The sequence below is a fragment of the Tabrizicola sp. BL-A-41-H6 genome (assembly GCF_050632395.1).
GTDB lineage: Bacteria > Pseudomonadota > Alphaproteobacteria > Rhodobacterales > Rhodobacteraceae > JAUYQR01.
Window position 1 is genome coordinate 378,746 of record NZ_CP192600.1, and the last position, 22,015, is coordinate 400,760.

The 22,015-nt window shown below is 61.0% G+C and carries 22 protein-coding genes, 1 tRNA gene and 2 pseudogenes; 20 read left to right on the forward strand and 5 right to left on the reverse strand.

What is annotated here, in order from left to right; translation table 11 throughout:
* The first annotated feature begins 14 nt into the window (after positions 1 to 14).
* From ACROUL_RS01850 to ACROUL_RS01860, 3 genes are all read left to right on the forward strand, one after another.
* Positions 15 to 875: a DMT family transporter gene (locus tag ACROUL_RS01850; protein WP_431297857.1), complete on the forward strand. Its 861-nt coding sequence runs from the start codon at positions 15 to 17 to the stop codon at positions 873 to 875.
* Positions 876 to 991: 116 nt separating this feature from the next.
* The gene (locus tag ACROUL_RS01855) at positions 992 to 1,957 is read left to right on the forward strand and encodes a DMT family transporter (RefSeq protein WP_431297858.1); all 966 of its coding nucleotides are present in this window, start codon (positions 992 to 994) and stop codon (positions 1,955 to 1,957) included.
* 56 nt (positions 1,958 to 2,013) lie between these two features.
* Positions 2,014 to 2,090 (forward strand) — tRNA-Pro (locus tag ACROUL_RS01860).
* Positions 2,091 to 2,237: 147 nt separating this feature from the next.
* Here the strand turns inward: ACROUL_RS01860 and ACROUL_RS01865 are convergent.
* Positions 2,238 to 2,474: pseudogene (locus ACROUL_RS01865) on the reverse strand (thermonuclease family protein); the annotation flags it as partial.
* A 179-nt stretch (positions 2,475 to 2,653) separates the two neighbouring features.
* Here ACROUL_RS01865 and ACROUL_RS01870 point away from each other — a divergent pair.
* Positions 2,654 to 2,893: a hypothetical protein gene (locus ACROUL_RS01870; protein ID WP_431297859.1), complete on the forward strand. Its 240-nt coding sequence runs from the start codon at positions 2,654 to 2,656 to the stop codon at positions 2,891 to 2,893.
* 359 nt (positions 2,894 to 3,252) lie between these two features.
* Here ACROUL_RS01870 and ACROUL_RS01875 read toward each other — a convergent pair.
* Together ACROUL_RS01875 and ACROUL_RS01880 are read right to left on the reverse strand one after the other, a co-directional pair.
* Positions 3,253 to 4,319 (reverse strand): annotated as a pseudogene (locus ACROUL_RS01875) (IS110 family transposase).
* A gap of 258 nt (positions 4,320 to 4,577) precedes the next feature.
* Complete coding sequence (locus ACROUL_RS01880; protein ID WP_431297860.1) at positions 4,578 to 5,489, reverse strand: LysR family transcriptional regulator; 912 nt, start codon at positions 5,487 to 5,489, stop codon at positions 4,578 to 4,580.
* A 74-nt stretch (positions 5,490 to 5,563) separates the two neighbouring features.
* Between ACROUL_RS01880 and ACROUL_RS01885 the strand changes: the two genes are divergently transcribed.
* The 10 genes from ACROUL_RS01885 to ACROUL_RS01930 all read left to right on the forward strand — a co-directional run bounded on the left by ACROUL_RS01885 (position 5,564) and on the right by ACROUL_RS01930 (position 13,698).
* Positions 5,564 to 6,199: an NADPH-dependent F420 reductase gene (locus ACROUL_RS01885; RefSeq protein ID WP_431297861.1), complete on the forward strand. Its 636-nt coding sequence runs from the start codon at positions 5,564 to 5,566 to the stop codon at positions 6,197 to 6,199.
* A gap of 13 nt (positions 6,200 to 6,212) precedes the next feature.
* Positions 6,213 to 6,590 (forward strand): GFA family protein, encoded by a 378-nt coding sequence (locus tag ACROUL_RS01890; protein WP_431297862.1) that lies wholly within the window; start codon positions 6,213 to 6,215, stop codon positions 6,588 to 6,590.
* A gap of 168 nt (positions 6,591 to 6,758) precedes the next feature.
* Positions 6,759 to 7,496 carry a type 1 glutamine amidotransferase domain-containing protein gene (locus tag ACROUL_RS01895; RefSeq protein ID WP_431297863.1) on the forward strand — a complete coding sequence of 246 codons (738 nt, stop codon included), beginning with the start codon at positions 6,759 to 6,761 and terminating at the stop codon, positions 7,494 to 7,496.
* A 57-nt stretch (positions 7,497 to 7,553) separates the two neighbouring features.
* On the forward strand, positions 7,554 to 8,681 hold the full coding sequence (locus ACROUL_RS01900; protein WP_431297864.1) for a low temperature requirement protein A: 1,128 nt from the start codon (positions 7,554 to 7,556) through the stop codon (positions 8,679 to 8,681).
* A gap of 220 nt (positions 8,682 to 8,901) precedes the next feature.
* Complete coding sequence (locus ACROUL_RS01905; RefSeq protein ID WP_431297865.1) at positions 8,902 to 9,300, forward strand: helix-turn-helix domain-containing protein; 399 nt, start codon at positions 8,902 to 8,904, stop codon at positions 9,298 to 9,300.
* On the forward strand, positions 9,297 to 9,476 hold the full coding sequence (locus tag ACROUL_RS01910; protein ID WP_431297866.1) for a hypothetical protein: 180 nt from the start codon (positions 9,297 to 9,299) through the stop codon (positions 9,474 to 9,476). Before ACROUL_RS01905 ends, ACROUL_RS01910 begins: the two co-directional genes overlap by 4 nt.
* A gap of 920 nt (positions 9,477 to 10,396) precedes the next feature.
* On the forward strand, positions 10,397 to 11,476 hold the full coding sequence (locus ACROUL_RS01915; protein ID WP_431297867.1) for an alcohol dehydrogenase family protein: 1,080 nt from the start codon (positions 10,397 to 10,399) through the stop codon (positions 11,474 to 11,476).
* A gap of 125 nt (positions 11,477 to 11,601) precedes the next feature.
* On the forward strand, positions 11,602 to 11,781 hold the full coding sequence (locus tag ACROUL_RS01920) for a recombinase family protein (RefSeq protein ID WP_431297868.1): 180 nt from the start codon (positions 11,602 to 11,604) through the stop codon (positions 11,779 to 11,781).
* A gap of 228 nt (positions 11,782 to 12,009) precedes the next feature.
* Positions 12,010 to 12,330, forward strand: a complete 321-nt coding sequence (locus tag ACROUL_RS01925; protein ID WP_431297869.1) for a hypothetical protein — start codon at positions 12,010 to 12,012, stop codon at positions 12,328 to 12,330.
* Positions 12,331 to 12,912: 582 nt separating this feature from the next.
* On the forward strand, positions 12,913 to 13,698 hold the full coding sequence (locus tag ACROUL_RS01930) for a carbon-nitrogen hydrolase family protein (protein WP_431297870.1): 786 nt from the start codon (positions 12,913 to 12,915) through the stop codon (positions 13,696 to 13,698).
* A gap of 60 nt (positions 13,699 to 13,758) precedes the next feature.
* On the opposite strand, the gene ACROUL_RS01935 is transcribed toward ACROUL_RS01930, so the two are convergent.
* Positions 13,759 to 13,950, reverse strand: a complete 192-nt coding sequence (locus ACROUL_RS01935) for a heavy-metal-associated domain-containing protein (RefSeq protein WP_431297871.1) — start codon at positions 13,948 to 13,950, stop codon at positions 13,759 to 13,761.
* 182 nt (positions 13,951 to 14,132) lie between these two features.
* Between ACROUL_RS01935 and ACROUL_RS01940 the strand changes: the two genes are divergently transcribed.
* The 3 genes from ACROUL_RS01940 (at position 14,133) to cueR (ending at position 17,553) form a co-directional block, all read left to right on the forward strand.
* Positions 14,133 to 16,706 (forward strand): heavy metal translocating P-type ATPase, encoded by a 2,574-nt coding sequence (locus ACROUL_RS01940; protein WP_431297872.1) that lies wholly within the window; start codon positions 14,133 to 14,135, stop codon positions 16,704 to 16,706.
* Positions 16,707 to 16,715: 9 nt separating this feature from the next.
* Positions 16,716 to 16,967, forward strand: coding sequence for a glutaredoxin family protein (locus ACROUL_RS01945; RefSeq protein WP_431297873.1), 252 nt, complete (start codon positions 16,716 to 16,718; stop codon positions 16,965 to 16,967).
* Between the two features lie 130 nt (positions 16,968 to 17,097).
* The gene (cueR, locus tag ACROUL_RS01950) at positions 17,098 to 17,553 is read left to right on the forward strand and encodes a Cu(I)-responsive transcriptional regulator (protein WP_431297874.1); all 456 of its coding nucleotides are present in this window, start codon (positions 17,098 to 17,100) and stop codon (positions 17,551 to 17,553) included.
* Positions 17,554 to 17,655: 102 nt separating this feature from the next.
* Here cueR and ACROUL_RS01955 read toward each other — a convergent pair whose 3' ends face one another.
* Entirely contained in the window at positions 17,656 to 18,051 is a 396-nt protein-coding gene (locus ACROUL_RS01955) for a DUF4260 family protein (protein ID WP_431297875.1), read from the reverse strand.
* 99 nt (positions 18,052 to 18,150) lie between these two features.
* Here ACROUL_RS01955 and ACROUL_RS01960 point away from each other — a divergent pair, with 99 nt between their 5' ends.
* From ACROUL_RS01960 to ACROUL_RS01970, 3 genes are all read left to right on the forward strand, one after another.
* A complete protein-coding gene (locus tag ACROUL_RS01960) occupies positions 18,151 to 19,038 on the forward strand; it encodes a LysR family transcriptional regulator (RefSeq protein WP_431297876.1) in 888 nt (295 codons plus the stop codon).
* A gap of 94 nt (positions 19,039 to 19,132) precedes the next feature.
* Positions 19,133 to 20,062, forward strand: a complete 930-nt coding sequence (locus ACROUL_RS01965) for a DMT family transporter (RefSeq protein WP_431297877.1) — start codon at positions 19,133 to 19,135, stop codon at positions 20,060 to 20,062.
* Positions 20,063 to 20,280: 218 nt separating this feature from the next.
* A complete protein-coding gene (locus ACROUL_RS01970) occupies positions 20,281 to 21,258 on the forward strand; it encodes an alpha/beta fold hydrolase (protein WP_431297878.1) in 978 nt (325 codons plus the stop codon).
* The last annotated feature ends 757 nt before the right edge of the window (positions 21,259 to 22,015 follow it).

Genomic DNA, 22,015 nt, shown 5'->3' on the forward strand with positions numbered 1-22,015 from the left:
AGGGCCGCCGCGCCATGACCCAACCTTCAAACCTGAAGGGCGCGCTTCTGGGCCTGTTGGCGATGGGGCTTTTTGCCGTATCCGACATCGGGGTGAAGTTTCTGGGCGGCGGCTATCACCCGTTCCAGATCATCTTCTTCGCCGGTGTCCTGAGCCTGCCACTGGTGGTCTTGCACATCATGGCAGATCCGGCGGGCGGCCGGCTGCGCCCTGAACAGCCCCGCCTGATGGCGCTGCGGTCATTCATCGTGGTCCTTAACGGCATCGCGGGCACCTTTGCCTTCGCCAGCCTGCCCTTGGCAGAGGCCTATGCCATCTTCTTCACTATGCCGATCTTCATCACCGTTCTGTCTGCGCTCGCGCTCAAGGAACCGATCGACTTGCTTCGCGGCGTGGCGGTTGTGGCGGGATTGCTGGGCGTGATCGTGGCGCTCGACCCCGGTCAGGTGTCGTTGCGATGGGGCCATGCCGCCGCACTGGCCGCCGCAATCCTTGGCGCGGCGAACTACGTCATCATCCGCTTCAGCGGCGGCGCCGAACGGACCATCGTGCTGATCCTATACCCGATGATGGCGCAACTGATCGTGGCGACGTTGGCGCTGCCGTTCGTCTACCGCGCGATGCCCTTCGCCGATCTTGCCGTGACCGGCGCGATGGCCCTTGCAGCCTTTGCCGGATATTTCGCGATCATCGCCGCCTACCGTCGTGCGCCCGGCATCGTGGTGGCCCCGATGCAATACAGCCAGATCATCTGGGCCGCGGTCTTCGGCGCGCTTCTGTTTGACGAGGTGATGAGCCTGCAAACCATCCTCGGCACGGCGATCATCATCCTTGCGGGTCTGGTCATCGTGGCACGGCAACAGAAAGCCGGGTGAATAACCGGAAAGGCGGCAGAAAGACCAGCCGCCACCCTTGCGTCTGCTGGGCTTTGGCGCAAAAATGCTTGCGGTAACGGCGGGACTTCACCGCCCCTTTTTCGGACCCTTTCCAGATGAACTCCACCCTTCGCGGGGCGCTGTTTTCGCTTGCCGCTTTCGGCTTTTACGCGACGCATGACGTGGTGGTGAAGCTTTTGGGCGAAACTTACAGCTCGTTCCAGATCATCTTCTTTTCCGGCCTGATGGGGTTTCCGCTGGTCACGCTGATGCTGATGGGAGACCGGCGCGACGGCACGCTGATCCCGCGCCACCCGTGGTGGACGGCGCTGCGCACCGTGGCCGCGATGGTTACCGGCGTGATGGGTTTCTTCGCGTTTTCCAAGCTGCCCCTAGCGCAATGCTACGCGATCTTCTTTGCCATGCCGCTGCTGATCACGCTGATGGCAATCCCGATGCTTGGCGAAAAGGTCGGGTTGCGGCGTGGGGTTGCGGTGATCGTGGGTCTCATTGGTGTGATCATCGTATTGCGCCCCGGCAGCGGCGATGCCTTGGGGATCGGCCACCTCGCGGCACTTGGGGCGGCGATCACCGGGGCGTTGACGTCGGTCATCGTGCGCAAGATCGGGTCGGACGAACGCTCGGTGGTGCTGATGCTGTATCCGATGGTGCTCAGCTTTTTCGTGATGGGGCTGACCATGCCCTTCGTCTATGTGCCAATGCCGATCGAACACCTTGCACTGACCGCGGTGATGGCCTTCCTGGGGATGCTGGGTGCCTTGGGCATCATCGCGGCCTATCGCATCGCGCCAGCGGTGATCGTGGCCCCGATGCAGTATTCGCAGATCATCTGGGCTGCGCTTTACGGCTGGCTGTTTTTCGACGAGGGCGTCGATTTCTACACCTGGGTCGGGACGGCGGTGATCATCGCGTCCGGCATCTACATCGTCCTGCGCGAACAGGCGCCCTCGGTCAGCCAGAACCGCCCTGTCACCGAAAGCCGGACGCGGTTCGACTATGGCACGATGCCGCGGATTTCCAGCTGGCTGAAACGCTTTGACCGCAGCGCGGACGAGGGGTGACTTGCGCGCTGGCCCTTGCCAAAGCCGCCAGATGCGTTTAACCCCGCGCCCACGGTCGGAGCGTAGCGCAGTCTGGTAGCGCACCTGCTTCGGGAGCAGGGGGTCGGAGGTTCGAATCCTCTCGCTCCGACCATTAAGAAAAATCCCGAGAAATCAATTCGTTATGAACAGCACGGTCGAGAGCTCCGGAACAGTTGAGCGTAACATTTCTTCGTCTCATATTAACGATTAGCATGCGGGTTCGGCACGCAGTTCATCCCGGATGGCATCATTGACTGCTTCAGCGGCATGTTGAACGTTTGTGGAAGCGGGACGGCGAGATTCTACTCAGCAAGTTCCATGGAAGCCCCGCCGAGAAGCGGCAGTATTCAGTTGCTGCGCCAGAGCCGATTATCTCTGCGGCGATGTCGCGACCGTCGGGCAGGATGCATCGCGCGACGAGGCGTCCATACCGATCGAAGTCAAGAATATCGCATCGCAGGGTGTTGCCGGAGATCAAGCTCCGTAGCGTGGCGGGTGCCGCCGATCCGCCTTGCTATCCCATTACGGCGCATCGAGCCCCCAGACGCGGCCAAATTGCTGGGTTCAAGAGATGACACCCTGATGAGGTTCGTGCGACAGAACCTTCACCTGCGCTCTTTTCGATCTACCTCCTGCGCGCACAACTCTTTGCACGTTTGATTTCTGGAGGTTCAAATGAAGAAAACCGCACTTGCCCTCGCGCTCACGTTCGGAATGGCTGCCCCCGTCTTCGCAGGCAACTGCCCGGTCCTGATGGGGCAATTCGAAGCAGCGCTTCAGACCACCACGGTGGATGAAGCAACCAAGTCGGCCGCCATCGAGCTGTATGAAACCGGAAAGGCCGCGCACGACGCTGGGGATCATGCCGCATCGATGACAGCGCTGGACTCCGCCTTGGCGCTTTTGGCTTCCTGATCACTACCCTCTATAACTCGCCACTGCCCGAGGTTGGGCGGTGGCGAGTTGAAGTGTGGAACATCTGAGCGGGGGACCGCGTGCACCTTGGCATTCTGCTGTGCCGGACGCGGTCGGCCCTCATGTATGTGTCGGCTGCTGTTCGCAACTGAGATTTCGCGCGGCTTCGGAAATCGCTCATATGTATCCGGCCTGTTGATCGGCTCGCGGGCCGTGGCCTTGATGGGGTTACGAATGCGCCTTGGTCTCATTAGCGGCAAGGTCCTTGTTGATCATAAGGGCCGCCAGACTCTGGGGGCGTATTTTCTCCGTTCCATGCTGTCCTCTCTGTCGCGAACCCCTTTATAGCTTTGGAAGGTTCAGATCGCTTCCATGGCCATATCTTTTGCGGCGTCGAACCGGGTGCCATGGCGCAAAAGGCTCCACGCGGTCCGGGCGAGCTTGTTGGCCAGTGCAACGGCTGCCTTGTTGCGGGGCATCCGCGCTACCGCCTCGGTCAGCGAGGGGTCGAAGCTGAAGGTGGACCATCTATTCTGTCGCATCATGATCACTTTTGCAGCCTGCACGAACAGCATGCGCAGAGAGCGGCTGCCCCGTTTGGTGATCCGCCCAAGGATCGTGCGCCCGCCGGTGCTGTATTGGGTCGGCACCAAACCGACCCATGCCGCAAAGTCCCGGCCACCGTCGAAAGCCTCGCCCTTGCCAACTGCCGCGACCATCGCGGTCGAGATCATCGGGCCGATGCCCGGAATGGTCATGATGTTTGCGCAGTTCTCTTCGGTGCGGCTGATCTCTTCGATCTCTGCCGAAACATCTTCAATCCGTCGGTCCAGCCAGAGCCAGTCGCCATAAAGACCTAACAGGATGCTGCGCATCCGGGGCGAAATCTCGTCCCGACGTTGATCGAGGATCGCTTCGAAGGAGTTCTTGAGTGCCCTCAGGCCAGAGCGGACGGTGATTCCCTGCTCAATCAGGAACGCTCGGATCTGGTTGATGGTTGCGGTGCGCCGCGAGACCAGCCGTGCCCTGACCCGATGCAAGGCTTGCAGATCGAGCTGATCCTGGCCCTTCTCAGCAACCGAGCGCAGGTTGGGCTGAAGCGTCGCCTCTGCATGGCGTCTGCGTAGTTGTAGTCGTTCTTCTGGACCTTGTTGAACAGCTTCACGTAGATGGCCGGAATGATCCGCGGCTCAAAACCCATTCCCCGAAGCGTCCGGCTGACGAAATGGGCGCTGAGACACGCTTCCATACCGACAACGCACTGGGGGAAACGCTCGAGCGCCGCGGTCCTGGCAAGGCGCTTGATCTGCCTGCGCAGTACCAACTGGCCAGCTCGGTCAAACCCGACCAGATGAAAAGTCTCCTTGCCGATGTCGATCCCGAAGACGGCAAGCTCATCAACACTTCCTTTCTTCTTCGCATGCATGGCTGCTTCTCCTGCAGGTGAGGGGTCATCCCGCTTCAGGATAACCCAACGGTGGGGGACGCAGCCGACACATCCCATTAGCCGCCCGTCTGCACGGAACTGTTCAACGGCAGCTTTGTAACCGCTCTCTGGCAAGTCATTCCAGGTAGCCCAATTTCTGGAGAGGGTGGCCCTGCCGTCAAACCCTTCCAGATCCCGGCTGCTCTCGGCGCAAGTTCTGTCTGCGATGTGGTTGTAGCGCCCGCACTTGGGTGGGGACTAGACTTCGCGTAGTTGCTTTCTGATCCATAGGGTTCTGGGGTCGGTATCGTTTCGCCGATGCCAGAAAACTGACACCGGGAAGGTCCGAACCGGAATTGGCGGCTCGGCAGTGACGAGACCAAAGCCGGAGGCAAAGGCTGCCGCCAGGCGGGCGGGCAAGGTGACAAGCGCGCCAGAGGCGGCGACGGCAGCAAGGGCGGGCAGAAAAGCTGGCAGGCCGAGGATCACGCGTCGGCTTCGGCCGATAGCCTGCAGTTGGTCATCCACCACCCCGCGCAGGTCGCCGCCGGGCGAAATCAGCACGTGATCGGCGTCGCAATATGCGTCGAGGTCAATTCGGGGCGCATCCGGCAAGACTTCGGCGCGGCCCGCAACTTGAAAGGATTCCTCGTAGATCGGTTCGCCGGAAATTGCATCGGGAAGGTCCCAGACATAACCAAGCACCAGATCGGCCCTCCCCTCTGTCAAGGCGTCTACCGCAGCCCCGCGCCCCAACGGCAGGACCGACAGCGTCAGTCCGGGGGCAAGATGCCGCAGCTTTGCGACCAGCGGCGGGATCAGGACAGCCTGTTCGGCATCGAGCGCCGCCACACGAACGAGGCCCGCCGCCGTCGCAGGATCGAAGGTTCGCGCGGCCCCGAGCGCACCGCGCAAGGCATCGACAGCGGCCGCCACTGGCGCTTCGAGCGCCATGGCCGTTGCCGTGGGCTCCATCCCATGCGGGCGGCGCAGGAACAGATCGTCCTGGAAAATGTCGCGCAGCCGTTTCAGCGATTGGCTGATGGCGGACTGGGTCAGTCCCAACTCCGCCGCCACGTCCAGAGATTTGCGATGGCGCACAAGCCCCAGAAAGACCAGCAGCAAGGTCAGGTCGAGCCTACGGAGTTCTGATGTGCTTAACTCAGACATGATCCATATTCATTACCATTTCTTTCTTCTCCCCGATATCTCCGTTGCATCGAATGAAGCAAGGAGTAACTGTGATGCGCATCGCGATCATCGGCATCGGCAATGTCGGCAGTGCCATCGCCCGGGGGCTGAAGGGCAAGAGCCATCAGGTGATCCTCGGCGCACGGGATCCGCAGGCGGCGGATGTTGTGGCATTGGCAACCGCCACCGGTGCAACGCCGATGCTGCCCGCAGCTGCCGCCGCGGCGGGCGATCTGATCATACTTGCCCTGCCTTGGGGCGTGGCCGAAAGCGCGGTCAAGACGCTCGGGGCGCTGGCGGGCAAGACCGTCATCGACTGCATGAACCCGCTGGGGATGGTCGATGGGGCGCTTGGCCTGACGGTGGGACATCTGACCTCGGGCGGAGAGATCGTGCAGGGTTGGTTGCCTGAAGCTCATGTGGTCAAGACGTTGAACCAGGTCGGGGCCGAGATCACGGCGAAGAATGATCATCTGCCCCACCGCCCGGTCCAATTCCTCGCCGGTGATGACGGGAGGGCCAAGGCCGCATGCGCCACGATCCTGGCCGATCTCGGGTTCGAGGCGCTGGATGCCGGTGGACTGGCCAAGGCGCGTCTACTGGAACCGCTGGCAATGGTCTGGATCAACCAGTCGCTTTTCCGCGGCAAGGGCCGGAACTGGGCCCTCGCCGCGATTGCCCCACAATGACCGGAGAGACACGATGACCGCGACGCTTCATGCTTCTTGTCACTGCGGTAGGGTCCATATCGACATTCCGGCCGATGCAGCCGGGGTCCTCGCCTGCCACTGCGGCGACTGTCATAAGATGCACGGCAATTTCAACGCCTTCCTCGCCGCCCCCCGGGCGGACCTAATGGTCCGGGGCGAAGAGGCGCTGGTCTGGTATCAATCGTCCGAGGCAAGCCGCCGAGCCTTTTGCGGCACTTGCGGCGCGCGGGTGGTCAAGGAACTGACGACCGCCGGTCGCTGGCTGGTCTCGGCCGGGCTGATCGACGGGCCCACGGGCAAGCGCATCCTAAAGAACCTGTGGGCGCAGTCCAAGCCCGACTGGTATTCTCTGCCGGAGGTCTCGGAATGAGCGATCCGGCGGAGGACTAGCCCGGCGATCACTGGCTGGCCGCTGCCGCTGCTGGTCAAGGTGTGCATTCAGGTCGGACTGATGACCTACGTCATCATGCCCCGCCTAACGCCCCGGATGGCGCGCTTCTTCTATCTGAAATCCAAAACCCTCTGAAAGGAAATACCAATGTCTGCATCCATCGATGTGCACTCGAAGAAGAAAGTGCTGTTGATCGCCGCCAACCCCGGCACGTCGCCCACCACTGGCTGGCCCGTGGGCTTCTGGTGGGCCGAGCTCACCCACCCCTACTGGACCTTCTCGGAAGCTGGCTACGAGGTCGAGATCGTCTCTCCCAAGGGCGGCGATCTGGTGGCGGACGGGTTCTCCGACCCCGAGGACCCATCGGGCTATTCGGCACATGACCTGATCTCGCTCGGCTTCAAGAAATCCGCTACCCACGCAGCAATGCTGAAAGGCACGAAGCCCATCGCCGAGGTGGACCCGACCGCCTACGACGCGATCTTCCTCGCGGGCGGGCAGTCGCCAATGATCACCATGATTGACGACACTGCGCTGCATGCCTTCGTGGCCAAAGCCTACGAGGCGGGCAAGATCGTGTCGATCGTCTGCCACGGCACCTGCATCCTGCTGAAGACCCGGCTGTCCAACGGCGACCTTCTGGTCAAGGGCAAGACCTGGACCGGCTTTGCCAACAGCGAAGAGGCTTATGCCGACGCCTGGGTCGGCCAGAAGATCCAGCCCTTCTGGATCGAGGACGAGGCGAAGAAGCTCGAGGGCACAAACTTCGTGGTGAACTCGATGTTCAAGGCCTTTGCCGTGCGCGACGGCAACCTGATCACCGGCCAACAGCAGTTCTCGGGCGGCGCGGCGGCGGAACTCGTTGTCCAGACTCTGGGCCGCTGAGAACAAACGGCGCGGGCTGCACCGCGGTCCACCCTATCGAAACGAGCGGAGGCCAAGATGACCAACCACGTCCTGATCCATGAAGATGGCCGCAAGGCGACCTGGTTCGAACTGTTCTTCGACCTCGTTTTCGTCGTGGCCGTGGCCGCGCTGGCGGGCTCACTTTCGCAACAATACAACTGGTCGGGGGTGCTGGAATTCGGCTTCCTCTTCCTTGTGCTCTGGTGGCTCTGGCTGGGGCATACATTTCATGCCAGCCGTTTTGACAAGGACCGCCCAGACCAATGGGCAATCGGCTTTGCGCAGATCCTTGGGGTGGTGTTCATCGCCTATGGTGCGGGTGACGCCTTTGGTGTCCGCGCATGGGCCTTCGCGGGCGGCGTTGCGGCTTTCAAGGCGCTTCTGATGTTGGGCTACCTGCGCGAGATCGTGCGCCCGGGCCTGGGCCGCCTGTGCACCATCTACGGGGCGATTTACGGCCTTCAGGCTGCCCTTTGGGCTGGATCGATTTTGGCCGAGCCGACGCTTCGCACCGCGCTTTGGGCCGTGGCTTTGGCGCTCGACATCGTCTCGCCTTTCCTCGTTGCGAGCGAGACCCACCGTGCGCCACCCCACCCTGAGCATCTGCCCGAACGTTTCGGCCTGTTCACCATCATCCTCCTGGGTGAAACGGCAGCAGCGTCGGTCCATGCGCTGGATCACGGATCCGAGTTGCACGGCGACACCCTTGCCGTTGCCTTGCTAGGTGCTTTGCTAGGCTTTCTCTACTGGGTCGGCTACTTCCGCCGCGCCAAAGGAAATGCCGAGCGGCATGTGGGGGATGCCGCTGCAGGGCGCAGCTTGCGTCTCTGGGCGTATGGCCACATTCCCCTTTACCTTGGCATTGCAAGCCTCGGCGCAGGAACAGTCTACCTTGCGCATCACACCGCCTTGGACGGCGCCGCACCCTGGATCTTTTCAGTGGGTGCCGCGCTCTCGATGGGCGGCGTCACCATTGTGTCACTTGCAACCCACCAACGGTCGCTCGCGTCTGGATGGCCCTATTTCTTGATCGCCTTGATGGCTGCTGCCTCCCCAGTCATGGTCTCGACGGCGCCCGTTCTTGTCGGTTACCTCGCGGTATTGGCGGCCTGTCAGATCGGGTTGTCGTTGAACCTGAACAGAAATACGCAAGCTCGGCACTGAGCCTAACTGTCCGTCAATGGCTTCGATGCGTGCAAACGGACGCTCACAGCGGCAGAGGCAAATGGCCGCTTTCCGCCCTTCGTAACGGCCTTCGAACAATCGTAATCAGGACCACTCCGCGTCCAAACCTGAACGCCACTCGGCCCCCACAATCTCCCCATCAGCCGATCGCTACAAAATGAGTTGCAGCGAACAGCGCTGCGATTTCATGGAGAGCGATATGAGCACGACCCCCTACAAAGACAGCGACCTCGCACAGTTCATCGCGAAGCGCGTCCTCGAGCTGAGACCAAGAACACAAGCCGATATCGCCGCGGAAGCTGGCTTCGTGAACGGCAACTACCTGTCGATGCTGAAGGCCGGCAACTCCAAGCTGGCCCTTGATCGCGTGCCTGCCTTGGCAACCGCGCTCGAGTGTGACCCGGCGTTGCTCATGCGTCTGGCCCTTGAACAGGCTGTGGGCTCAACAGCCGCGCAGGCGCTTCAGGAAATCCTCGGCACGCCGGTCTCGGCGAACGAACCGCTCTGGCTGGCAGAGATCCGCGATGCATCCGGACACATCGATCCCAGGCCCACCGCACGCGCACGTGCCGCCATCAGGGGGCTGTTCGGGAAATGAGAAACGACCAGAAAGCCAGACGCGTCGTGGACGGCTTCAAGCTGCCGTCCGACGCTGCGATAACCGAGAACGAGCGCGCCTGGATCGAGTTCCTGCGCATCATCTGCAACGACCGGGTGCCTGCCCCGGGCAGCGACATGGTTGTTGAACTGCGGAGGCTGTTGGGCGGGGTGTGAAGGCTGCTTCCGCGCTGGGGTGACAGAGCGAATTTCTAGGGTGACAGCGGTTGTATGAAAGGGTGACAACCACGATTTCACTGTCACCCACAAATGCTTATTTCCTTGAAGCCCTAGGGTGACAGCGGGAGACGAAAGCGAACAGATCTCCCGCGCTGTCACCCTAAATTCTCGTTGTTTCGTTGGTCTTTCGGGTTCCAGCACGGTTTAAATCTTCAGAGACCGTTTTCTCGGCATTTGTCACCCTGCTAGCCGGCAATCAGGGCAGTCGAACTGGTGAAGCTATCCTTACTCAAACGACGCTCGCCAGATAGCATCCGTTCCCCAGACACGCACCTTATCAGTCCCAGGCCGGGGACATGCTCTGGCGGTCACCCCATGAAGTCTCAGGCCCAAGCAGGCCAGCTATTCAAGATCAGAGAATACATCCCGGGTGCGATCGGCCAGACGTAGGGCAACCTTGCTGACCTATTGTTGCGGAGTGTCCCGCTGCGGCCAGAGGGAGAACGCGCGACGAGGAGCCTGCTGTCCAGTGGAGTGCGGGCGATGTGAATACTGTGCGACTGCGGACGGATGCGTCGCCGAACTGAGAGGATGTCCATCAAGTGAAGGAAAGGCGCTGGAGGGTGCCGTCGCCAACTTCCTAATGATGATGACCATTCGTGGCGCCGGCAACCTACCGGCCCAGCAACCAGTTCGGATCCTGCGTGCAGCGGGACCAGCTAGACCCATAGGACTTCATACCCCTGACTAGATGAGAGGAGTCCTAGGGGGGATCGGATAGGACTTCACATTCCCTCTCCACCGCACCCACTCAAACAGGCAGTCCTGATTGAGGATATGTGCGAAGCCAAAGACAAACACGACCGCATGCAATACCATTTGATCGACTTGATGCGTGCATTCTGGGGGACAGGCTGATGCAGGGCGAGCAACTCGGCGACCATGCTGAAATGCAGGCCGTCGTGACAACCGGGACCGGGGGCTACGAGAAGCTTGACTACAAGCGTGTGCCCAAGCCCGTCGCGGGCCCCCGTGAAGTCCTTCTTAAAGTGTTGGCCGCCGGGGTGAACAATACGGACATCAACACCCGGCTTGGCTGGTATTCCTCGTCTGTCACGCAGGGAACCGCAGAGACAGAAGACGCTGAGAACCGGAAAGATGGCGGATGGAAAAACGCCACGCCCTTTCCCCTCATTCAGGGCGCTGATTGCTGCGGGAAAGTGGTCTCGGTGGGCGCCGGCTCCGATGCAGGCCGGAAAGGGCAGCGGGTTCTGGTGCGGGCCTGCATGCGCGAACACGGGTTTGACCGGATGGATACCGTCTGGCTGGGAACGGATTTCGACGGTGCCTTCGCGCAATACGTCAAAATTCCGGAAAGCGAGGTATTCGCGGTCCAATGCGACTGGAGCGACGCCGAGCTCGCGACGTTACCCTGCGCCTATGGAACAGCCGAGAACATGGTGCACCGCGCAGGGGTGAAGGCGGGCATGCGGGTTCTGGTCCCGGGTGCATCAGGCGGCGTCGGATCGGCAGTCGTCCAACTTCTGAAGCGCCGCAAAGCCGAGGTCATCGCTGTGACCAGCGCCGCCAAGATCGAGGAAATCCATCGGATCGGCGCTGACCGCGTCCTGGCGCGAGATGCGGATCTGCTGGAGACGCTGGGGACCGAAAGCATCGACGTGGTCATCGACAACGTGGGCGGGCCCGGCTTCGGTGTCCTGCTGAAAGTGCTTCGACGCGGCGGGAAATATGTCTCGTCCGGCGCTATTGCCGGACCGATCGTCAGCTTGGACATGCGCGAAATGTATCTCAAGGACATTACGCTGATCGGCTGCACCGCGTGGGACGAACCCGTTTTTCCAAATCTAATCAGCTATATCGAGAGGGGCGAGATCCGGCCACTGCTCGCGGGGACCTACCCGCTTGAAAGGATTGCCGATGCACAGAGAGATTTCGTCGAAAAGCGCCACGTCGGTAAACTTGTGCTTATCCCTTGAGATGAGCGGCGGCTGGGTTGCCGTTTCGCTGCGCGGTATTCGAATGTCGGAGGAGGTCGCAGAGGCACATCACCTGAAGGGAAGCAAAAAATGGTGGCGAAGCGAGGCCTGACCGGCCGAAACCGATGATCGGGTATGTGCGCGTCTCGACTCCAGGCCAGGGCGAGCAGGGTATCAGTCTAGACGTGCAGCGCGATGCCATCCGTGCCTTCGCAGATCGACTCGGTGTTCCCTTGCTTGAGATCTTCGAGGACGTTGCCTCTGGTGTTAGTGCGAAGAGCTTCCCAAGCCGACGTGGTCTGTAGCGTGCACTGGACGCCGTTCGTGACCATGATGGTGTTCGTGTCGTCTGGGACTGGTCCCAATTGTCACCTCATGCCGATGACGTTTCAGAAATCACTGCTCTCCTTCCCGCTGACGATCGGATCGTCTCCGGGAATGGTGGGAATGATTTCGCTGACGCAGTGAAAGCAGGTCAGCTACTTCAAGCACGACGTTCCGGTGAGAAGATCTCGAAGAGAACCCGGGATGCGATGCAGAAGCAGAAAGCCGACGGTGCAGTGTTCGGAAACCCAGACATAATGAACGTTCAGCGTCTCGGTGAGAAAGCGCTCTCGACGATAGCCGACGCGCTCGTGCAGTCCATCGCGGATGTTCTTCGGTCGATCCCAGATCGTGATCAACTTTCCCGTGCCGAAGTTGCCGGTCTGCTGAACGCTCGCGGAATGGTCACTGGCGCAGGATACAACTGGACGGCTGAGCGGGTCACTGCAACTTCAAGAAAAGCGCGGTTGTTGCTTTCAGAGGAAGCCCCAGCACCAATAAAAGCGTTGCCGACTTACGGTCCGCTCTGATGCTGACCGCGTCCTCACCGCCCCGGAGGAATGGCTCGACATCCCTCGGGGAACGGGTGCGTTGGAGAACGCGAAGTCCTAGGAAAATGTGTGTCGAGTGATGGGGTTGGGTTTTGGTGCCGCCAGGGTGCGGGGCCTAACCTCCTCTGTGACTGAGCCGGGATGCTCTGGGCACGTCAGCACGCACTACCAGCCTAGTGTGCATGCCACGCTTGGCAGGAGAGTCACCAGAAAGCATCTACGCGCTTGGATAGGCAAAGCAGCGGTCTGAGACCGACGTGCGCTGGTGAGTGGTTGGCTCATACCCATGCCGGGAAAGGCTCGCGCCGCCGTCAGCCCAGAGTCGGCGCGGCATCTGAAACGAGTTTTCAACACATCGGCCCCAAGCTGCCACTTGCGGTATTTTCTCCGAGCGGCACTTTGGGCATCCTGTTTGACATGATGAAGGCTGGGCAGTGCCATCAAGCGAGTGTGCGGTCAGCCATATTAGTCGAGCGAAACGTTTCGTGGGATCAAGCCGACGATGACGACTAAGCGTCAGCAGGATAGACACACACAGGTGGTTAACAGCCAGGCAAGAAAGTGACCAGAAGTTCTCATCCTTCACACTCTCTTCGGGTTGCGCTCGTCCAGATGAACGCAACGCTACTTGATCGGCAGTTGAGCTTTACCAAGCACGCAGAACTGATTCACGAAGCTGGCAAGAAAGGCTGTGAACTGATCTTGTTTCCCGAGCTGTCGCTTTGCGGGTATGTAGTCGATCCGGCCATTGTCGATGCTGCCGCGATCCCTGAGGGCGACTTGGCTACACTCCTGGAACCGCTCCACGCGGCATGCCGCAATGCAGGACTGACGGCCATTGTCGGAGCGATTGTAGCAGAGGGCGAACGTAAGTTTATCTCGGCGCTCGCATTGGACCGGTTGGGTAAAGTCCGGATCTACCGCAAGAGACATCTGCACGACCTGGAAAGTGCCGTGTTCCAAGCTGGGGAGAGCACGGGACACGTGACCGTCGGCGAATGGAAGATCGGGATAGGTATCTGCTTCGACGGCGGGTTTCCCAGCCATGCAGCCGAACTGGCGACGGAAGGCTCCCACGTCTATGCTCTCAGCGCTCTTTTCGGAAGCACGGGCGGTCGCGAGGAGTCGCGGGCTTGGCTGCCTGATCGGGCCAGGCACAATGGCATCTTTGCGGTTCTTTCGAACCATGTGGGTCCAGCCGGTGCATGGACAGGATGTGGCAGCGCAGGTGCCTGGTCGCCGGACGGTCAACTTTTGGCCGAGGCAGACAACTGGACGGAAGGTATTCTTGTCGTAGAGCTCGACCCGAGCCTGTTAGTAGATCGGAACGATGTCGCGCTTGCGTAGCGCGCCTGACTGGCGAAACCCACCGGGACCGGGAAGACAAGCCCGGTCCCGGTTGCCTGATCAGGCGGGAGGAAAGCCCGCTTCAGTCAAGACAGCGACAATTTGCTCGGAACCCACAGAAGTCTTCACCTGAATCCTGCGCAGCCCCACGTCGATAGCGAGTTCGGCGCCTGGGTCAACAGCTTTGACGGCAGAGGTGACACCACGTGCACAGCCGCCGCAGGTCATGTTTGGTAAGGTCAATTCGATCATCTTGTTCGTCCTTTTTCTTGGTCGGCGAAGGTGCCGTTTCCCTGAGATGGGGCTTACCAACGTTGGAGGGTCAAGCCCCTCTCCAAAGATTTCCGGAAGGGGCCAAACATGGCTTGACCTTGACATCATTGGAAGCCTCACAAGGCGATTCGAAGTAGAAACCATCCACTAGGAATCGCATCATGAGAGACTTCAGCACTGAAGAAGTAGCCGGGAAGGTCGACAGTATCGCCATTCTCGGGATGACCTGTGCCTCCTGCGTCGGCAGGGTCGAGAAGGCTATTGCAAAGGTCCCGGGCGTCGCCTCTGCCCGCGTCAACCTGGCAACCGAGAAGGCCGAGATCCGTTACACGGGCGCACCTGTGCGCTCGGAGGTCATCAAGGCAGTGCGGGGCACGGGCTATGACGTGGCCGCAGCAACGATCGACATTGGGATTGACGGCATGACCTGCGCTTCTTGCGTCGGCAGGGTGGAGAAAGCCCTCGCCGCCGTTCCCGGAGTGTTGGACGCATCTGTCAACCTGGCAACAGAGCGGGCAACGCTCAAAGTGCTCGACGCTGGTCCGGAGATGACGGCCGCAATCGAAGCGGCGGTGCGGTCGGCGGGTTACGAGCCGCGTCTGGCGCAGGTTGCCGTCGAAGACCGGAAGGCCGCGAAAGAGGATGAGGCTGCGCGCCTCAAGCGCGATCTGCTGATTGCGGGCGGCCTGACCCTGCCGATCTTCGTGCTGGAAATGGGAAGCCACTTCATTCCCGCGCTGCACCACTGGCTCGCGATGACGGTCGGTCAGACCAAACTCTATGTGCTTTACTTCGTGCTGGCGACTCTGGTCCAGTTCGGCCCCGGCCTGCGCTTCTATCGCAAAGGCATTCCCTCGCTGGCGCGCCTGGCGCCTGACATGAACGCGCTGGTCGTGCTAGGCTCTTCGGCGGCCTGGGCCTATTCGGTTGTGGCAACTTTTGCAGGCGGGCTGCTGCCCCACGGCACCGCAAACGTCTATTTCGAAGCGTCGGCCGTCATCATCACGCTGATCCTTCTGGGCCGCTTCCTTGAGGCCAAAGCGAAAGGGCGGACTTCGGAGGCGATCAGCCGGCTGATGAGCCTTCAGGCCAAATCTGCCCGCGTGGAACGCAATGGAGCCTTTGTTGAAGTGGCGCTCGATTCTGTGCAGCCCGGGGAAATTGTGCAGGTTCGGCCCGGCGAGCGTATCCCGGTCGACGGGAGCGTGATTTCCGGTTCCTCGTTCGTGGACGAGGCCATGATCTCGGGCGAGCCGATCCCGGTCGCAAAGGGTGCGGGAGATGGCGTCACCGGCGGCACGATCAACACCACCGGCAGCTTCACCTACCGTGCCGAGAAGGTAGGCGCCGACACCCTGCTGGCACAGATCATCCGCATGGTTGAGAGTGCGCAAGGCGCGAAGCTGCCGATCCAGGCGCTCGTGGACAAGGTGACAGCCTGGTTTGTGCCCGCCGTGATGGTCGCAGCAGCGGTCACCTTCCTCATCTGGCTGTTCTTCGGGCCCGATCCGGCGGTGACCTTTGCGCTCGTCAACGCTGTTGCCGTTCTGATCATCGCCTGCCCCTGCGCCATGGGTCTGGCCACGCCCACCTCGATCATGGTGGGAACTGGCCGCGCGGCTGAGCTTGGAGTTCTCTTCCGGAACGGGACCGCGCTACAGAGCCTGACGTCGGTTTCGGTCGTCGCTCTGGACAAGACTGGCACGTTGACGATGGGCCGGCCGGTTCTTACCGATCTGATCCCGACCGAGGGTTTTGATCGTGCACAGGTGTTGACCCTGGTCGCTTCGGCCGAGACCGAGTCCGAGCACCCTGTAGCCACGGCGATCGTGCAGGCCGCAAAATCAAAAGGTCTGGTCCTTCCGTCGGCGACAGCGTTCGACGCACTGCCGGGACTTGGCATCCGCGCAATGGTAGACGGTCACGTGGTTGAAGTGGGTGCCGACCGTTTCATGGCCCAGAACGGTGTTGATGTTGCTTTGTTCGCCGTGAAGGCCGCCGACCTTGCTTCCAAGGCCCGCACGCCCCTTTACGTCGCAATCGACCGGAAACTTGCTGCGCTGATCACTGTCGCCGACCCGATCAAGCCCTCCACTCCGGCGGCAATCCGTGCGCTGCACGCCCTAGGCCTGAAAGTCGCGATGATCACGGGCGACAATGCCCGCACTGCGCAGGCCGTGGCCACAGAGCTTGGCATTGACGAGATCGTTGCTGAAGTTATGCCCGAAGGCAAGGTCGATGCCGTGAAACGTCTGCGTGCCGGCAATCGCAAGGTCGCGTTCGTGGGAGATGGTATCAACGATGCCCCCGCCTTGGCTGAAGCAGATGTCGGTCTGGCAATCGGCACTGGCACGGACGTGGCGATCGAATCCGCCGATGTGGTGCTGATGGCGGGCGATTTGACGGGCGTTGCCAAGGGTATCGGCATCAGCCGTGCCACGATGCGCAACATCCGGCAGAACCTGTTCTGGGCCTTCGCCTACAATGCGGCACTGATCCCGGTCGCGGCAGGTGTGCTGTGGCCCCTGAACGGCACGCTGCTGTCGCCGATGCTTGCCGCAGGTGCCATGGCGCTGTCCTCGGTCTTCGTCCTCGGCAACGCACTCAGACTGAAACGCTACGCGCCGGACCTTGCTGGTCCGGCGGCTTCTTCCACTAAAGACAAGATCGGCCGTCCTGGCGTCGACGTAACGCGTCCGCTGCCGATCGCACTCAAGTCAAGCCATCACGCATGAGGTAATTCGATGACTGCTGAAATCGAACTGTTCACGAGCCCCACCTGCCCTGACTGTGTTGCGCTCAAGCGCTGGTTCGCAACTCATGGATTGAACTATCGGGAGCGCGATCTGCGTGACCCCGCAGTGCAGGAAGAAGCTCGACGCCGCACCGGTCTCCGCATTTCTCCGATCACCATCGTCAACGGGCAGCCGCTCTGGGGTATTGCCGAAGATCAGATCAAGAGGCTGAAAGCTATCCTCGACCTGAAGACCGCCTGAACGGGCGGCCTTCAACACCTGAGAAGAGCGGTTGTCGATATTCCCGACCGTCGCTGTTGTGCTTTACCTTCCCACTATGGAAACGTGCAACAAAACCAAATCTGAGAGATGAACTCTGGGAGAAGCAGAGATGAACATTGGAGAAGCGGCTACCGCAACAGGTATCTCGGCGAAAATGATCAGATACTACGAGGACACGGGCGTCATTGGCGCGCCGCTGCGGACCCTTTCGGGATACCGAGTTTACCAAGACAAGGACATCCAGACCCTTCACTTCGTTCGGAGGGCACGAGACCTTGGCTTTACCGTGAAACAGATCGAGGACCTTCTGGCTCTATGGCGTGACCGCACCCGTGCCAGCGCCGACGTCAAACGCATTGCCAAGGTCCATGTCGCCGAGTTGCAGAAGAAGATGCTGGAATTGCAGGAAATGATCGGCACGCTGGAACATCTTTCCCGCACCTGCCATGGCGACGAACGCCCGGACTGCCCGATCTTGACCACACTTGGCAGCGATACAGGGCAAGAGGCAATTCCCAAAAAGAAGAAGTCCGCCCTCGGCAAGGGCTTTGAAGCGCACAGATGACCGGGCTGGAACCGATTGTATGACGAGAAACGGGCCGATCCGCACGATTGGGATCGGCCCGTTCGATTATACTCTCGCACTCCCCGCATGGATGGGAGGCGTTCAGCGTCCAATGCGACCAAGATGGGTTTGCTTGAAGCCCGCGGTTCCCTTCATTCCGTAGCCCATTGCACGGTCAAAGCCGATATGCGCGATCCAGACCAATGCAGGCACGATCAATGCCGGGAAGGCGATCGCGGCAAGTGCCAGCAATGCCAGCGGCAGTATATAGCTGTGCCCGATGTTGTATATCAGCGCGCCAACGCGCGGCCCTAGCGCATATCCGGCCATGCTCAGATCGGGAAGAAAGAACATGCCAGCTACTGCAAGCCATGAGTCCGACATGCTCAAGGCGCCACCCAAGCCCACCGTCAAGGTGCCTAGACCCTCAAGCCGCAACACGGTCTTGAGACCATCGCTTAGGCTGGTCGTTTCAGAAGATGAGTGAGTGGCCGACATGACAAGCATCCTTCTTTGCATGGTTTGATGCGAAGAAGATCGCATCAAACCCAGACTTAAGAAATTGCATGACTATGAATACCTGTTAAACGTTTCCGTATGGCAGTGTCACAGATTGAATGGTCGCTTTGGCGCAGTTTTCTGGCCGTGGCAGATACGGGCAGCCTATCGGCTGCAGCCCGGCGTCTCAGTTTGACCCAGCCGACGATCGGCAGGCACATCGAACAGCTCGAACTGGCAGTCGGTCGGCGGCTGTTCCTGCGGTCGCAGCAAGGATACCTCGTCACGGAGGACGCTGCTGCGCTTCTTCAGGAGGCCCGTGCAATGGCGCTCACCGCGGAAAGCCTACAGCGGCGCGCATCTTCTTCATCGAACGACGCAAGGGGCGTCGTTCGCCTTGCAGCAAGCCATGTGGTCGGCACGGAAATCCTACCAAGATTGCTGGCTCCCCTTCTTGAGACCCATCCGGGTCTGGAACTTGAATTGGCGCTCAGCAATTCCAACGCGGATCTTCTGCGCCATGAGGCGGATCTGGCCGTCCGCATGGCCCGCCCAACCCAGAGCAACTTGCTTGCCCGGCGCATCGGCATCGCCCATGTCGGTCTCTATGCGCGCAAAGACTACCTCGACCGACACGGGAGGCCACGGGACATGGCAGACCTTGCGGGCCATTGTCTGATTGGCCCGGACCAAGATGCGGTCAGCCTGGGCTTCCTTGAACGTCTGGACACGGCCTTGTCTAGACGATCCTTGCGCTTGCGCTGCGACAGCGAAGCCGCCCAACTCGCAGCGCTTCGGGCTGGGCTGGGGATTGGTGTCTGCCAGGCACGGATCGCCGAACAGGATCCGGGTCTGGAACCGGTGCTACCTGAAGCATTCAGCCTGCCGATGGAATGCTGGATCGTGACGCACGATGATCTGCGCCATGTGCGTCGCATCCGGCTCGTTCTCGACCACCTTGGCGAACTCCTGCCGAACTGGCTCTGAGAGCCCGGTTCCACGGCGCGAAATTTCCGCTTTACCTTCCAAGCATCGGAAGCCCCAAGACGGCGTCATGACATCCCGAATCAGGAACATGACCATGACTTCGCTTACCAATCTTCCGACTGCCTCACTTTCTCGGGCGCCTTCGTCAAAGGCCGGGGACCTTGGGCTCCTGCTTGCAACAGGCATAACGTTGGGAACTGTCTTTCCTCTTGGAAAGCTTGCAGCCAGCGTAAGTATCGATGCCTTGGCCTGGCCCGCTTCGATGATGTTGGGGGGTGGGGTCATCCTTGCCGTCATGGCGATGCTCAAGCGGCAGCCGCTGCCCACGTCAGCCCGCCACCTTGGCTACTATGCGGTCGCCGGGCTTCTGACGATGACCATTCCGAACATCCTGCTCTTTACCGTCATGCCACATCTGGGCGCTGGACTGAGCGCGATCTTTTACACGCTTCCCCCCCTCCTGACGTTACTTTTGTCCGTCGGACTCGGGGTCGAGCACAATACGATGAAAAGAAGCGTCGGGATTGGCCTTGGCTTCGCAGGTGCTCTAACCATCGTCGCGCCATCGGGGATGTATGGAAGTGGCGACCTCATCGGCTGGTTGCTTCTCGCTCTCTTGATCCCGGTGGCGATCGCTGCAGGCAACGTCTACCGCACCAAGGCATGGCCTGCGGGCTCCTCCCCGCTTGCGCTATCCGCCGGCACCATGTTGGCAGCGGCGATCTGGCTTCTGGCTGCTTCTGCCATCACGGGACGGCTGGACGGGCTGGCCACGCTTGGGAATGCTCCCTTGCTGGTCGCGGTCCAGGCGGTGCTGTTCGGGGCGCAGTTCCTGATGTTCATGCGGTTGCAACGGACCAGCGGTCCAGTCTTTGTCAGCCAGGTCGGCTACATCGCTCCGGTTGTCGGGCTGCTGTCGGGATTGCTGCTGTTTGCAGAGCGTTACTCCGCGGTCGTCATGCTGGGTGCGATCCTGATCGCGGCTGGCGTGATCATCGGGAACCATCGCAAGATCGCAAATTGAGGTGGGCCCAATTGCTGTTGCATTGAAGGCTGCATCCTGCGGAGGCAGCCTTTGACTTGCGCCGGGACCTTTCTTCAAGCGGCCCTCGAACTTGTCCGGCCATAACCCAGGGTCTAGCTTGCCCAATAGGATAAAAAAGCGGGCGTTCGTCGGAACTCCAACTGACGTCCGCTTCCCGACCAGTGGAGACATTCGATGACCTATCCGGAGCATTTTCAATGACCGCCCGGCGCAGTGTTCTCCTGGGCCTCGCAGGGCTGGCGCTTGGAGGTGGCGGCTACGTCACGGGCGCCTTTCGAGAGGCGCGCCGCCAGGCCGAAACGCGGCTCTTCGCGCAGGCCCAGGTGATCGATAGCCGGGCCGGGGCGCTTGAATTCGCGGTAGCGGGCGATGGTCAGCCCCTGATGATGATCCACGGCACCGGCGGCGGTTTCGACCAGGGCCTGCTTTTCGCCGCCGGTCTGCGCCTGCGTGGCTTTCGTATTATCGCGCCCTCGCGCTTCGGCTATCTGGGCAGTGTCTTTCCCGAAGATGCCTCTCCCGCGCACCAGTCGGATGTGCTGGTTGACCTCCTTGACTATCTTGGGATCGACAGGTTGCCGGTCGTCGGTGGCTCGGCCGGGGCGCTGACATCGGCCGAGTTCGCGCTGCGCCACCCCACGCGTTGTTCGCATCTTGGGCTTCTGGTTCCGGCGGCGAACCTGACCAACCGCGATCCGGTCCAGTTCACGGCCCTGCAAGAAGTCGCCGTGAATATGGTTCTGGGCTCGGACTTCTGGTTCTGGGCGCTCGCGCGGTTTTCTCCCGGGCAGATGATCCGCACCCTTCTGGCCACCGACCCCGCACTTCTGGACCAAGTGCCAGAGTCCGAGCGTCGCCGCGCCGAGGAGATCCTGGCGCAGATATTCCCGATCAGCCGCAAGATAAATGGCCTCAGGACCGACGGGTTCTGGGCTGGCGTGCCGACAACGACCGCCCATGATCGTATCGTGGCGCCAACGCTGATCCTGTCCTGCGAGGACGATCTGTTCGGCACGGCCGCCACCGCGCGGCTCCTTGCCGAGCGCATCCCCGGGGCGGAGCTGACGATCTTTCCGACCGGCGGGCATATCTGGCTTGGCCACGACGATGACGTGGCGGACCGGATTGCCGAGTTTGTCGCGGCGGGCGGCCAACGATCGGGTGGCAGCCCATGAGAAGACCGCGCATGATCTGAGTGCTGTCCGTCCTTCTTGCTCTGGCCGTTGGCATTGGCGCCCTCAGCTGGAGCACCAACCCTAGCCAAGCCTTCGATTCCGGGCGTGTCGAGATAGTCGCCGTCCCGCGCGACCCTCAGCGGGTTCTGACCTAGGCCGACATCGCTGCCTGCCGCCGCCGGTCCGACGCTATATCGCGCTCACGGCATCCATTGGTAGCCCGGTCGTGACCGAGATCACACTTCGGTTCGAGGCTACCACCAAGTCCCAAGAACAGCTACGCCGCGTTATGGGGATCGATTCTGGCGCCACCATCTTGTGGGGGCAGAACCGCCTCTGCAGAGCCTCTTCTGTGGTGCAGTGGGAGGATTCGCAGCTCCAGCGCGGCTGACCGCACCGATGCCCCTATGTCTCTTGGGAGAGTCACCAGAGGGCCTCGGCGTGCTTGCATTATCATACCCGGTGGAATGAAGCAGGCGCGCACTGGTGGGCGGTTGGCTGAGCTTCTTTCTGGAGCTGAGAGCAGCGGCGGTCGCATCACTTTCGGCCCAAAGCGGACGGTGACCTCGACAATGTTACCAAGCGGTGTTCTCCAAATCTGACGCTCGAAACATCGAGCAGCGTTTCGCGCTCAGGTGGGGATGTGGCGCTTCCAAGACGGCAGTGTCCTGCGGCAAAGCCGGGTCGGCGGCGAAGGTTTTTACAGGCGAAGTTGCTTGCCGGACCACCGAGCGATGGCACTGAACCCGCACTCTCT